Source organism: Methanoregula sp. (assembly GCF_003170075.1).
Lineage (GTDB): Archaea > Halobacteriota > Methanomicrobia > Methanomicrobiales > Methanospirillaceae > Methanoregula.
The window spans coordinates 49,031-62,139 of sequence record NZ_PMZU01000061.1 but is presented as its reverse complement, the minus strand read 5'-3'; the positions used below and the strand labels follow the sequence as shown (position 1 = coordinate 62,139).

General features: G+C 56.6%; 15 protein-coding genes and 1 pseudogene. 3 read left to right on the top strand and 13 right to left on the bottom strand.

The genetic code is table 11. From position 1 onward, the window contains the following. Both QZN75_RS08105 and QZN75_RS08100 read right to left on the bottom strand, forming a co-directional pair. A partial coding sequence (locus QZN75_RS08105) for an N-6 DNA methylase (RefSeq protein ID WP_292427152.1) occupies positions 1-272 on the bottom strand: 272 nt, incomplete at its 3' end. A gap of 43 nt (positions 273-315) precedes the next feature. After that, positions 316-1,071, bottom strand: a pseudogene (locus QZN75_RS08100) (N-6 DNA methylase); the annotation flags it as partial. Between the two features lie 97 nt (positions 1,072-1,168). On the opposite strand from QZN75_RS08100, the gene QZN75_RS08095 reads away from it, so the two are divergent. Then, the gene (locus tag QZN75_RS08095; protein WP_292427150.1) at positions 1,169-1,399 is read left to right on the top strand and encodes a hypothetical protein; all 231 of its coding nucleotides are present in this window, start codon (positions 1,169-1,171) and stop codon (positions 1,397-1,399) included. Beyond that, positions 1,400-1,669 (top strand): type II toxin-antitoxin system RelE/ParE family toxin, encoded by a 270-nt coding sequence (locus QZN75_RS08090; protein ID WP_292427148.1) that lies wholly within the window; start codon positions 1,400-1,402, stop codon positions 1,667-1,669. A 9-nt stretch (positions 1,670-1,678) separates the two neighbouring features. Here QZN75_RS08090 and QZN75_RS08085 read toward each other — a convergent pair whose 3' ends face one another. The 9 genes from QZN75_RS08085 to QZN75_RS08045 all read right to left on the bottom strand — a co-directional run bounded on the left by QZN75_RS08085 (position 1,679) and on the right by QZN75_RS08045 (position 10,808). After that, the gene (locus tag QZN75_RS08085) at positions 1,679-4,360 is read right to left on the bottom strand and encodes a type I restriction-modification enzyme R subunit C-terminal domain-containing protein (RefSeq protein WP_292427146.1); all 2,682 of its coding nucleotides are present in this window, start codon (positions 4,358-4,360) and stop codon (positions 1,679-1,681) included. 104 nt (positions 4,361-4,464) lie between these two features. Further along, positions 4,465-4,677 (bottom strand): hypothetical protein, encoded by a 213-nt coding sequence (locus tag QZN75_RS08080; RefSeq protein WP_292427143.1) that lies wholly within the window; start codon positions 4,675-4,677, stop codon positions 4,465-4,467. 424 nt (positions 4,678-5,101) lie between these two features. Continuing rightward, on the bottom strand, positions 5,102-5,938 hold the full coding sequence (locus tag QZN75_RS08075; RefSeq protein WP_292427140.1) for a hypothetical protein: 837 nt from the start codon (positions 5,936-5,938) through the stop codon (positions 5,102-5,104). Positions 5,939-5,943: 5 nt separating this feature from the next. Beyond that, positions 5,944-6,804 carry a polymer-forming cytoskeletal protein gene (locus tag QZN75_RS08070; protein WP_366652812.1) on the bottom strand — a complete coding sequence of 287 codons (861 nt, stop codon included), beginning with the start codon at positions 6,802-6,804 and terminating at the stop codon, positions 5,944-5,946. 13 nt (positions 6,805-6,817) lie between these two features. Then, complete coding sequence (locus QZN75_RS08065) at positions 6,818-8,053, bottom strand: 2,3-bisphosphoglycerate-independent phosphoglycerate mutase (protein WP_292427137.1); 1,236 nt, start codon at positions 8,051-8,053, stop codon at positions 6,818-6,820. A gap of 175 nt (positions 8,054-8,228) precedes the next feature. After that, on the bottom strand, positions 8,229-8,834 hold the full coding sequence (locus QZN75_RS08060; RefSeq protein ID WP_292427135.1) for a 30S ribosomal protein S3ae: 606 nt from the start codon (positions 8,832-8,834) through the stop codon (positions 8,229-8,231). Between the two features lie 4 nt (positions 8,835-8,838). Beyond that, positions 8,839-9,108: a KEOPS complex subunit Pcc1 gene (locus QZN75_RS08055; protein ID WP_292427132.1), complete on the bottom strand. Its 270-nt coding sequence runs from the start codon at positions 9,106-9,108 to the stop codon at positions 8,839-8,841. Beyond that, positions 9,105-10,322: a DHHA1 domain-containing protein gene (locus QZN75_RS08050; protein ID WP_292427129.1), complete on the bottom strand. Its 1,218-nt coding sequence runs from the start codon at positions 10,320-10,322 to the stop codon at positions 9,105-9,107. Before QZN75_RS08050 ends, QZN75_RS08055 begins: the two co-directional genes overlap by 4 nt. Positions 10,323-10,349: 27 nt before the next feature. Next, positions 10,350-10,808 (bottom strand): 30S ribosomal protein S15, encoded by a 459-nt coding sequence (locus QZN75_RS08045; RefSeq protein ID WP_292427126.1) that lies wholly within the window; start codon positions 10,806-10,808, stop codon positions 10,350-10,352. A 269-nt stretch (positions 10,809-11,077) separates the two neighbouring features. On the opposite strand from QZN75_RS08045, the gene QZN75_RS08040 reads away from it, so the two are divergent. Beyond that, positions 11,078-11,815 carry a hypothetical protein gene (locus QZN75_RS08040; RefSeq protein ID WP_292427123.1) on the top strand — a complete coding sequence of 246 codons (738 nt, stop codon included), beginning with the start codon at positions 11,078-11,080 and terminating at the stop codon, positions 11,813-11,815. A gap of 171 nt (positions 11,816-11,986) precedes the next feature. Here QZN75_RS08040 and QZN75_RS08035 read toward each other — a convergent pair whose 3' ends face one another. Both QZN75_RS08035 and QZN75_RS08030 read right to left on the bottom strand, forming a co-directional pair. Continuing rightward, positions 11,987-12,400: a Zn-ribbon domain-containing protein gene (locus tag QZN75_RS08035; RefSeq protein ID WP_292427121.1), complete on the bottom strand. Its 414-nt coding sequence runs from the start codon at positions 12,398-12,400 to the stop codon at positions 11,987-11,989. Between the two features lie 14 nt (positions 12,401-12,414). Then, entirely contained in the window at positions 12,415-13,068 is a 654-nt protein-coding gene (locus tag QZN75_RS08030) for an Era-like GTP-binding protein (protein WP_292427118.1), read from the bottom strand. Positions 13,069-13,109 lie beyond the last annotated feature (41 nt).

Here is a 13,109-nt window from a genome sequence, read left to right as displayed (position 1 = left end):
CCCGGCACGTTCGTCCGGTCATCGTACACCCAGATCGTTTCGGTGGGGAAACCTTTCGTGAAGAAGAGGACGTTTGTCTTCGTGCCCGGGGAATAGGGCGTGAAGGTGCCGTTCGGGAGCCTTAAGATCGTATGCAGGTTGCAGTCCTCGGTCAGCACCTTGAACACTTCGCCGGCCTGGTCTGCGAAGAGCACGTTGTCCGGCACGACGACCGCCGCCCGTCCGCCGGGNNAAATTGAGCTGCTTGTTGGAGGTCGAGATCGTGAAGTCATCCCGGTCCGGTGCCTGGTTTGCGCCTTTTGTCCCAAACGGCGGGTTTGTCAGCACCACATCGAAGCGCCGGCTGTCCGGGTTCTCGTAGATCGAGTCCCCGAATTTGATCTCCGGCTCAAGGTTGCGCAGGAACAGGTTCATCAGCGCTAAGCGGCGCGGGCGGGCGACAAGGTCCTGCCCGAAGTGGGTGCCCTTACGGATCCTGTCATTAATTTTACGCTCGAACGCTCCCCCATGGGTCTGTTCAAGGAGCCACTCATACGAGCAAACCAGAAACCCCCCGGTCCCGCACGCCGGGTCGCAGATCGTGAAGTCGCGTTTCTTCCGGGGATCGGGCTTCACGCACCGGACAATCGACTGGATCAGGATACGCGGCGTGAAGTACTGGCCGGCACCCTTCTTCCCCTCGCTTGCCGCTTTTTCAAGAAGCCCCTCAAATGCCTCGGCCTTGACATCTACGTTGAGTTCGGTCCATTCTGTCTCATCGATCAGGCCGATCAGTTTCTTTAAGTTCACCGGGTTCGTGAACCGCGAAAGCGCGCCGGCAAAGATATCGCCAAGAAGACCGGGCTGCTGCCCGAGCGTCCGGAGTACGTCCACGTAATGATCGGAAAGATCGGTGCCGGACTTCTCCATGAGGGTTTTCCAGTCGCAGCCCTTGGGAAGTTTCACGCCCCGCTCGTCCGCCATCTTGATGAACAGGAGATACGTGATCTGCTCGATGTAATCCCCGTAATCGATCCCGTCGTGCCGGAGCGTGTGGCAGAATCCCCAGAGCTTCTGGACGATGTCGGTCATTCTTCAGGATCATAGCACCGTGAGAGCCATAACAGCTCCGGTCCCTTTTCATGCATACACCAGTAGCCTGATATGGTACACAAGACTACACGTACGCATGGAGAGCATTCCCATCAGGATCCGGAAAGAGACCAAGGAATCGCTCACGAAATTCCGGATGCACCCGCGAGAGACGTATGATGAAGTCATCAACCGGCTCATGGAATCACAGGTAGACGGAGAACCGGTCAGCGAAGAAACCTTAAAAGCAATCGAAGAAGGACTTGCAGATATCCGGAACAAAAAGACCCGCGAGCTCAACGAGTTCTGCGACACCAACGGGATTTAAGTGTACTCCGTCTACCTGTCCCGCAGGGCGCAGAAAGACCTTCTCTCCCTCCCGAAAAAAGATGCCCGCCGGATCCGCACGGCCTTAAATGACCTTGCCGCCGAGCAGAATTCGCAGGCCTGCGTCAAAAAACTCAAAGGCCACGAGCAGGTGCCGCTCTATTCCTGCCGTATCGGTACGTACCGGGCCATTCTCACCATCGATAACGGTATCCTTGTGATCTTTGTTATCACGGTCGAGCACCGCAGCTCGGTCTACCGCAATACCTGATGACGACCCTTACGCTGCAATCGTCTCGTTCCACTGCCGGATCAGTGCCGGCAGGTCACCGTTGAAAACCCGGTTCGCTATCCCCCACCCGCCTTCGTTTGCGAAGATGGGGATAATATCGAAATCGTCCTTACTGATTGAAAGGTTTGCGATTAAATGTGCTCGAATCCGGTCCAGCCACTGCTGCTGCTCGGCAGTCAGCGATGAGAAAAGAGCCATCCGGTCAAACGCCCGCTGGATCCGTTCCTCGGCCGTATAGAGCGGCTCGTCCTCGCGGGCGGCGTGCTTTACCATCGAGATAATATCCACAAGTGCCTTGTCGTATCGAACCTTGTGCGCCATCTGGAGGTTCTCGACCGTGAACCGGTACCGGGTTGCTGCCAGTTTCTGCTTGAGTTCAAAGAGTGCATCCGTTCCCCAGTCTTTTGGCCGGTCCAGCAGGATCCGGATCGCATCAATATGTTCCGGATTCTCTTTCACGAACTGCGAGAATGCAAGAAGATAATCCTCCGGCTTGTACTCGTGGCCTGCCGAATCGCGTATGAGATACCGCGAACTGACCGTATCCACATTCTCATACGCAACCAGTATCGATCGCGGGGGCCGGGGATAGTGGAGCAGCAGGTCCTGGAACGCCGGGTTCCGGAGGAGCGTCATCGTACCCGTGAAGTCCTGCCGGATGGTGTGCGGCAGATCGCTCGCATAGCGTTTCAGGTCACCCAGCGGAACATATGCAGCGAACAGGTCGCGTGCTTCGCCACCCATCTCTTTATCGATACGCTGCAGCCGGCGTACCAGTACCTTGGTATTGTAATCCCGTTCCCGGTTGTCCCAGATATCCTTGATCACCTGGACGATCGAACGGGTCTCTTTCTCGGGCGGTTCTGCAGTGATCCCGGTCGCCTGCCGGAAATAGTCGAGCAGCGTTCCCCCAAAACAATCGAAGACAACGAAGTGGGATTTGTCCGGGCATCGCTCGCCTTTGCGGGTTCCCCGCCCGAGCATCTGCTCAAAGAGGATACGGGACTTCACCGGCCGCAGGAAAACAATAAACTCAAGGTCCGGAATATCCACGCCGGTTGAGAGCATATCCACCGTCACCACAACCGCCGGCATCGGCCGGTTCCTGAACTCGCGGATATGCTGGAGCGGCCGGTCCACCTTGCCCGTGATCTTCTGGACAAACGAATCTCCTTTCCCGAACACGTCCCGGGCAATATCCACGAGCTGGTCAGCATGGGAGGTATGCGACAGGTCATTCACGGCAAAGATCAGGGTCTTTGGGAACCGCCCGAACCGCTGCTCGTGCACTTCCGCGTACTTCCGGATCTCGGCGAGGATCTTCCGGTTGGAATCCGGCGAGGTGATCGATCGCTCAACTTCAGCCGTATCGAACTGCCGTTCGTCCTCCATAGTATCGAACGACTGCGTCCCTTTTGCAGCATCAATCACCCCGACCTGCTCCCCGGCCTGCAGGAAGATCCCATTCATCCTCACGTTCGAATCGAGGGCAACCGCGTCGTAATCGACGAGGAACCCTTCCCGCACGGCCCGGGCATAATCGTACCGGTACACGATCTCCCGGAAATATGCCATCGTGTGTGCTGCCGGTGTCGCGGTCAGGCCGATCTTGATCGCATCGAAATGATCGAGCGTCTTGCGCCACACCGACTGTTCCGCAGCGGTATATCCCCGGTGGCATTCGTCCGCGATGATGAGATCAAACGCATGGATCGGGATATCCATCTGCTCGGCATCCTCATCAATCGGTTCATCGTCGGATCCAAAAACCGCGCTGCGCCCGAAGAGGTTGATCGTCATCCGCTGGATGGTGCAGACATAGACAAACGCAAGACCCGGTTTGGGTTCAAGAAGATAATTTGAGGGAAGCACCTTTGGATCGAACTTCTCATCCTCCTCAAAGTCCTCCCGGAAGAACCGCTGGCTGTAGACTTCATACGACTTGTCGAACTTCAGCCCCGGCCGTGCTTCAAATGATGAAAACGCCTTGACTGCCTGCGCAGCAAGAGCCCGGCGATCCACCAGAAAGAGAATCCGTTTTGCCACGCCGGATTCCATCAGCCGGAACGTCTCGTTTACCATCGTGTAGGTCTTGCCGGTCCCGGTCGCCATCGCAACAAGCATCTGGCGCTTCCGGTCACGGATGGCCTGCTCGATTGCAGCATTCGCTTCGGCCTGGTAGGGGCGTATCATCGGGTGCGTATTTTCCCATTCGAGAAGGCGCTGGCATGAAGCCTCGAATTTTTCCTTCAGTCGTTCGGCAAGTGCATCCGGCGTATGGAACTTTGCCACCGTGCGGGAACGGTTTAACGGGTTACGGAGATCGTGGTACCAGATGATCTCGCCATTGGTTGAATAAATGAAGGGGACACGGAACCCGGAATAATTGAACGGGCCACCGGAGATCCCGGTAGCGTACCGTTCGGCCTGAGTGAGAACATTCTGCGGACCGAGCGTGACCTTCTTTGCCTCGATCACGGCAACGATCTTCCCGTCAAGACAGAGAGCATAATCGGCCGGGCCGTTCCCGGTCGGGAATTCTTCGAGAGCATATCGGTTACACCGGGAAAGATCCATCCCGGTCTGGTAAGGTGTGATGACCCAGCCTGCGGCTTTCAGCTGGGGATCAATCCGCTTCTTACGGGTAACCCGCTCGCTCTCGCTTGTCATGGATGATCAAACCGGTGACCGGTATTATAGGTGTTTTATAAATGCTGTAACGTTATGTGTTGCGGTTTTTGTTGGAGGGGTTCCATCACGCAGAAAATAAAAAGTCACAACCTCCTCACCCGCTCGATCACCTTTTCATCATTTGCCGCCATACTATTCCCCCGCTCCGACACTACACACGCCTCCATCTCCTCAGCAGGAAACGGCGCAAGGATCTGGTGCGGCACGAGCCCTCTCGTCATAAGGGATACACTGACTTCCACATTCATATCCCCTCGCCGGAAGATCCCCGACCTCCAGCCTGGGATCAGCAACATAAGCTCACCTTCTACATCAAAATCCTCTGAAATCCCCCCAATCTCAAAACAAAGTCTAAATTGAGCCCCATATAATGCCCTTCACAGCCTCATATTCGCGTTCTGGCAGCGGTCATTTTCCGGATCGTCCAAGAGGCAATTTCACATGAGATCTGCCAAAAGAACCGCATTACTGGGTCCGTTTAAATTTGTCCAATTTCCAAAAATACGGCTAATTTGAGGCTATTTTTAATCGGAGCCCGATACGGGCTTCTTTTGGGATGTGAAAAAGGTAATCGGGGCTCAAAACGAGCCCGGATTGGGGGGAGGTGGTGATGGCAATCCCAATGCGGGTTACCAAGGGTGGAAGGAACGTTCGACCGGACATAAATCTATGAAACGGCGCAGGGCCACAACCCGGCCATTCACACACCTTCGGGAATTTTTATTCCTTCCGCGCCACGCACACCCAGTGATCGTAAAAAGCATCGCCGGGACTCTCGCGCACCTCGACTGTCCGCCCCGCCTCCTCTCCCCACTCCTTGATCAGGTGCGTCTCTGGTTCGGTCCCGACCGTGATTAGAGTCTCACGGCTCACCGCGAAAAGCCCGGCCGCGATCCGGTGCCACATGTCTTCGGAAAACGTGTTGATCTCGCCCATCATGATCCCGATACCTTTGGGCACCGTGTCGATATACCGGGATACCTGCGTTGCGTCAAGACACATTGTCTCCTCCGGGAGCAGCCGGCTCTTCTCAAAACCGAGCGTAAGAAGCGTCGGGTCGTTGTCGTACGAGAGCGGGGTAAACCCAAGTTCCCGGAGCACGAGCGAACCGACGCCCGAACCGCAGCCGCAGTCGATGCAGGTCTCTCCCGAACCCTTCCCCCAGACCCCTTCGATCACGTCCGTGAGGATACCCTTCCGGACCGGGTTGAGGTCCTCCATGGCCGGGGGCACCTCCTTTGCGAGCAGCAGGAAGAAATATTCCCTGACTGCCGCCGCCCACACGGCCCGGTCCTCCTGGTAGATCTCGCCGTTGACCTGCTCGAACGCATCGATCAGGGCAACACTGGGATGCCGGCAGAGAAACGAGCCCGCTATCCAGCCGGACTTCTCGTGGAAGGCGACCGCGATCGGGTCATCGTGTTCGTCCACGAGCATCCGGCCCTCGTCACCGTTGTCGGTGGCAAGCAGGTCTGTGTATAACGGGTCGGTAAGAGCAGCAAATGATGGTTCGATAAACGCGAGAGCGTCCACTTCGAGGATTGTAGCGGCCTTCATGGGTGTTACTCCCCCCGCTCGATGTGCATCCCGTGGGGGGCCTCGATGGTACCGTCAATCTTTGCATCCTCGTGCAGGAAGATCTCCTTTGCGATCACATCGCCGAGGATATGGGCGCCACATTTCACGAACACCTTGCCGCCGCCTTCGACGTTCCCGTGCACGGTGACCCCGCCTGAGACACTGATCCTGCTCCGTGCCCGGAGGCTGCCGAAGATCACGGTATCTTCAAGGACATCGATCGAACCGGCCCGGATGTTGCCGTGCAGCCGGCATTTTCTCCCGATCTTCATCGAGGAAGGAACCGAGAAAACCTTCATGTTCAGCCGGGAACGGGCAGGGATCATGAGCGGGACTTCCACAGCCTCCTCGTCTTCGGTAAAGAGGTCGTCAAGGATCTGGTCGAGATCCTTCTCATTCTCGATCCTGAGCATCGTCATGAGGTAGATGAGGATGAAGACGAGCACCGGCATCGGGTTTCTCACCGCGATCTCGCCGGTCGCCTCGAAACCCTCTGCAATCTCCACCTTCTCGCCGATATCGAGTGTCCCGCTCACCACCAGTTTGCCGTTGATCTTCACGCCCTCGCCAATATACGCGTCCTGTTTTGCAATCACGTCGCTTCCGATCTCGCAGAGGTTTCCTATCCGTGCATCGCCGCTTGCCCAGACATACTCATGGATCTTTGTCGATTCGCCCACGTAGATGTCCGCACCCCGCAGCCCGTAATCGATCTGGCAGAACTCACCGACTACGATGTCCCGATCGGTCTTGATGCTGTGCTCCTGGAGTTCCGTCCCGTCGGGAAGGATACAGTGCTTGTGCCAGTTCTTTACCGAGTCCCCGCTCATCGATCCGCCATCCACGCCAGCATCCGTGTCATGCCCCGTACTTGTGTGCCTGGTTTATGAGGTCGATTGCTGTCGGCAGGAGCCCGGCGCCCGTGATCCGGCAGAGGCCGCCTTTCGCACAGGAGCGTTCCCCGAATTCGGTGACATCGTCCACCCGGACACCCTCCCCGTGGATCAGCACCGGTACCGGGTCGGCGCTGTGATCCTTGATGCAGCAGGGTGTGGAGTGGTCGGCGCAGATGACAATGATGCAGTCTTTGAGATCAAGGAACGGTTCAAGCACGACATCAACCTTCTCGATAAAGGCTTTTTTCTGTGATGCAAGCCCGTCGTGGCCTGACTCGTCCGCTCCCTTGATATTCACGAGGACGAAGTCCTTCGTTTTCAGTTCATTGACCGCTGCGGTGATCTTCCCCTTGATATTGCTGTCCTGCGACCCGGTGATCCCCTCGACCGGCACCCGGGTAAGCCCGACTGCGCTCCCGATGCCGGTGATGAGACTTGCAGCGGCAATCACGCTTCCTGACAGTCCGTATTTTTTATCGAACGGCTCGAAGTGGCCCATCTCACCGGCGCCCCGCATCAGCACGATGTTTGCCGGGTTGAGACCCTGTTTGAGGCGATCTCTGTTCACCGGCTGGTCAAAGAGGATCTTTTTTGACTGCCGCACGAACTCGTTGCAGACCTCTGCGGTCTTTTTGTCTTTTTCGAGTTCCCTGACCGGGGTGATAGTGAGGGGTGCCACATGATCCTTTTTCGGATCGTTCGAGGAGACGCAGTGGCCGAGTCCTTCGCCTTTGAGAGCGAGTGCCGCCCGGTGTCCTGCCCCGGACCGGAACACGAACTCCACACCGAACTTCGAGAGGTCGACCCCGTTCTGGATCGCCCTCGAAAGAGCAGCCGTGTCATGGATCCGCCCGGCCCGCCGGTCGGTTACGAGACCTTCGGGTGAAAGTGTCGCGTAGTTGCACCGGAAGCCGATCATGCCCGGCTCCATGTGGATGCCCGAGCCCTCGCATTCGAGCGGGCCCCGGCCGGTGTAATAGGTATGAGGATCGTAGCCCAGAAGGGCGAGATGTGCGGTGTCTGACCCGGGCCGGATACCGGTCGCTATCGTATCCATGATCCCGCATACGCCTTCTGCTGCAAGCCGGTTGAGCGTGGGGCGGTGCGCCGCTTCAAGGGGTGTAAGATTTCCGAGTTCCGGACAGGGCCGGTCGGACAGACCATCAATAACGAGAAACAGGATCTTATGAGCGGTCATTCTTATGGATTGTTGGACGCGCGGATTAATTATGTTTCTTGGTTACGGTTCGGGAAACAGTACGTCGTAACCGGCCCGGGTAAAAAAATCCGCGGGCGGAATAAACCCATAACTATGAACCGGCGTCGTCCGGACGAATAATAACCCGATAATAATCACGAAAAAACAAAAAAATTTACTTTGTAGAGACAGGTGCTGCGACCTGCTCGACCTTGGACTTGGTGATCTCGACCCGGCGGGTGGGGTAGAGGGTCTTTATGACTTTAAAGAGGTCGCGGGAGAGCTCACCCGAGACAATCGCGTTCACCAGCGTCGTTAAGTCCCATGCCTGTGTCTGGGTTGCAAGGCTTGAGAGGATCGCGTTTCTGAGCGCGTGCTCCTGTGCGATATTTGCCCGTGCAAAGGTGTAGCAGCTGATCGTGAGCCGGACTTTCTTGTTATCTTTTGTGACAACAAGCGTGTGGCAGTCAACGCGGGTGCTGCGGCGCTTGACAAGGGACCTCAGATAGTCACGGGTCACTTCGTGGCCGACAAACTCGGTGTATGCCGCGTCGCCGGTGACTTCTGCGATCTTGAAGCTCATCTTGATGTGCTGCTTGGCGTAGTCATTGGTGATCTCGCCAAGGGTCGACTGCATGATCCTGCCCCTGACGGACTCAGCATCGTTTGCAATGGTGTCGCCGATATATGCCTTGCCGAGGTTATCGGGGGTGTATACCTTGAACCAGCTCTTGGCTTTCCAGCCTTCAACTCTTCTTCCAACCTGTTTTTTCTTTGCCATAGTATCAACTCTCTAATTTTTTCATTCCCTCGTTTCGTTTGTTTCCTGTCTTTTTTCGCGGGAGCGTTGTTGTCTCGTCCGCAATTGCCAGATTCATCAGGTAGTCGTCTACCGATGCGATGACAGACCGGATCTGCGTGCCGTTGATCACCGTCGTGACCTGGTCGCCTTCTGCGATGGTGATCATGCCCTTAAGGTTGTCCGGTGCCAGTGACGATGCCACACTCCCGGCGTCCGTGTGGACGGTGGTGATGAGACCGCTTACCTGCATCATGCAGCAAGCGCCTCCTGCCACCCTTTCACGAATGTCTCAAGCTGGTCGCAGGGAATCGTTGCCCCTGCACGGGAGTGGTGCCCCCCGCCGTTCCCGCCGCAAGCGGCGGCAAGGTTCCGGACGAGCGGCCCGAGATCGGTCGTGACACCGTGGGGGGATCGTGCCGAGATCCGGCAGGCTTCCCCCGACCGTGCATACACGAGCACCGGTACCTGGTGCACCCGGTCCCGGGAGAGCACGTCGGCGATGTCGCTTGCGAGCGTTGCATTCTGGCACTCGTAGACCGCTTCGCCCTCTTTTGCGGGATGCGCCGTTTTCAGGGCACCGATCACATCGAGGTGGTACCTTCGGGTAATTTCCCACGCCCGTTCGATCTCCGCTGACGAGCGAAGACAGAGTGCAACCGCAAGGTCGCCGTGCCCGGATTTACCGCAGGCGTCGATGACGGCGGTGAGTGCGTGGGCGTCCTCTATTACCTCGCGCTGGAGGTGCAGGGTGTCGCCGTAGAGCCTTGCAAGCCCTTCCGCGGATGTCTGCGGGGCGGATTTGAGCACCGCAAGGCTCATGAGCGTATCAAGCCGAAAGCCGTTTGCGCCCTGCGCCCCGGTGAGCAGGTCAGCGACAGCAGAATCGTCGCCGCTGATCCCTTCGAGATACGGGCAAGTGGCAAGCAGCCACTTCTCTGCCATGTCGCGCCCTGGAAGCATCATGCCCCGGTCCGGGACGATAATCCCGTTTGCCACACCTTCGTTGAAGATCTCAAGGTTCCTGCCGGCAAATACCTGGCCGTCGCCGATGATGCCGGGTATCACGAGGCCGGCAAGGTCGCGGTTGTCACCCATTTCCTGGGCGACAATGTACGCCATGCCGGCGGCGGAGAGTTCCCGGTCGCCATCGATCTTTTCGAGCCTCGGGTTTGCATGGAACTGCCCGGTAAAGAGCGGGAGGTGGTGGTCCACCACCATCGTTTCAGGGGGCAGGTTCTCCATGCCGGACCCGAGATCGCACAGGAGCGAGGCCGCGTCGTGGGAGAGGCTGGCGGAAGGGACTTCCGCACAGATTCTCATCCGGAACCGGATCCCGGTCCTTAACATCGCATGGCAGAGGATAGCCCCGGCTGCGATGCCGTCAGCGTCGTGGTGTGCATATACCTCGACGTACTGCTGGCGGCGGATCTGGTCCGCGACGGTTTTTGCGGCTTCTTCAAGTGACATGGGGATCGGTAGACGATATTACTTGAATTATCTGGACAACAGGATCTCGGTGGTCTCCGGCTTGTAGGTGAAACCTGCGGGCAGTTTCTTTGTGCCTACGTAGTACTTCACGAGCCGGCGGATCTTGGCCTCGACAAGGTGGAGCTGCCGCTTGTTGTGCAGGTCCTTCTTGTTGTCTTCCAGGTGCTTGCGTAAGCCTAGCGCCTTGACCATGAGGTCGCGGAGATCCTCGGGGATCTCGGAACTGATCTTGTTCTCTACTAAGATGTCGCCGATGCTTTTGCCGGTGACCATCTTGACATCAGGGACGCCGTGGCGGTCCCGCAGGATCAGGCCGATCATGCTGCTCGATGTGCCTTCCTTGCGGAGATCGACAATAAGTTTCTCGATCGCTGCCTTGTCCGTGTTGGACCATGAAGGCGCCTCATTCCGCGCAGGCCGCACAGAGCATGACTGTCCTCTTCTTCTGGTGTGCATTCGTGCCATAGTTATACCTCCGGTTAATATGTAAGTCCAGAAAAGTGCAGTATGCTTACTGACTCTCTGTAATCCCAAAGCCAAGTTTTGAGGCCGTGCCAAAAAAGGCACGTCGGACTTACATCTGTCAGCACCAATTTAAAAGTGCTGTCTTACTATTGACGGCCACAAATATTAAGGGTATCTGTGATCCGGCTGCAGCATCAGTGGTGTAGGTTGCCGGATTCCCGCACGGTTCCCTCATCTTTTTACTCTACGAAACAAAACGGGATGGTACGATGGACGACCCTGCCCGGGATCTTCAGGAGGATGAGGATCTTATCCGGTTCCGGGACTGTTTCTCGGTGAAATACATCCAGTCCGCCGCCCTCTTCAGCCGGCTGGGATACCGGATAGAACAAGACTATGCCGTAACCGGCACCCTCTATGCAGAGCAGCGGCTCAGGCACGAAGCGTTCATCCTCAACGCGCTCTTCTCTTCGGTTGCATTCCTTGAATCCACCATCAACGAGCTCTGGTCCGACGCAGCAGACAACGCGTATTTCTTTTCCGATAAAGATAGTGAGACACTATTGCAGGCGATCGGGGAGAAATGGAACAACGAGAATTATTTTGACCGCACCCCGTTACCGGTTAAGTACCAGAAGATTCTTGAAACCGGTAACAAATCCCTGTTCGATGAGGACGACCCGGTCTTCTCCGGTATAAAGGACCTGATCGGGATCCGCAATTACCTGATGCATTACCGCCGCGAATGGGTGGTCATAAAGGCGGGCCAGACTCCCGGTGCCCACACGGAGACCCATGCGGAAAAATTTGAACATCTTCTTAAAAACCGGTTTGCCGAGAACCCATTCGCCCCCAAAAACCTCCCGTTCTTCCCGGACCGGTGTCTCGGTCACGGGTGTGCTGAATGGGCGGTAACCACCAGTCTTTCGTTCACGGACCGGTTTTTTAAAAACCTTGACCTGCCCGCCCCGTACGACGGGATAAAAAACGAACTGCTGACACGGTGACCGTGCAGGGATACCGGATCTTTGCAGGCTCTCCCTGTCGGGAGTCCCCTATTGTGAGATGCGTTCCAGACAACTGATACATCAGGTAATCATTGTGTACGGGAAAATCTGCATGAAGGCTGATCAAAAACTATTAAAAAAAAGAGTCCCCCGCTGCCATGCCCGGGGTCCTTACCGCTTTTTTGCCCTCTTCTTCTTTGGTGTGTCCTTTGCCATTGACATCAGATCGATGATGTAATTGCCCTCTTCGCCGCCGACGCTCACGATCCGCTCGTCGCTCTTTGCCATCTTATCGATGTTGAGCTCGTAGGAACCGGGTCCCACGATCCGGATCGTCTCGACCCGGTCAAACATCTCCACTTCCTTTTTTGCCTTGCCCTTAACTCTGGGTTCGACAACTTCGAGGACTTCTTCCTTTGACTCGCCTGCGATCTCGTCAATCGACTTCTCTTCGAGTACGTCTTTGTTGATCTCGGACTCCTTGACGTAGAGGAATTTTTTGCCGCCGCAGCTCGCGCAGCCTTTGAGGATCTCGGTTGACCCGTCCTTATATTCCCTGCCGCATTTCGTACACTTGTGTGGCATGATTCCTCCAGCAATCAGGAGAAGTTATGGATCATCTTCTCGTACAGCTCTTCCGTGTTCCGGCCCTCAAGGCCTGAGATCGCAACGACCGGGTGCTGGGGGAAGGCGCTCCGGATCCGTGACGGGGCAGCCTCGGGCAGGTCGATCTTGTTTGCAACAATGATCACCGGCAGATCCCGGCTCTCGATGATCCCCACCATCATGATATTGACCTGCATGAAGGGATCAAGCGTCGCGTCCAGCATGTAGATGACCCCGTCGATATCCTCGCGCAGCCAGTGCATCGCTTCGGCAACTCCCTCGGTCGCTTCCCGGGCCCGGATGATCGCCTCATCTTTCTCCATCCCGAATTCCAGAAACTCGTGGTAATCGATCTTCGTCGTAACTCCCGGGGTATCTACGATATCGATCGTTACCGTATGACCGTTAGCCCCCGAGATCACGATATCTTCGCGCTTGCGTGCCCTCCGGGTCTCGTGCGGGATCTCGCTCACCGGCCCGACCGCATCTCCGGTCCAGTCCCGGGCGATCCGGTTTGCAAGTGTTGTCTTGCCGGCGTTTGGCGGCCCGTAGATCCCGATCCGGGTCCGCTTCTTCTTGAAAAACCGCTTGAGAAATACGGATAATTTCTTTTTTGCATTCCCTAATCTCTTGGAAAATGTCGTCATAGGGCCCCTCGTTTTGTCTGTATGGTATGCTGGTACAATCG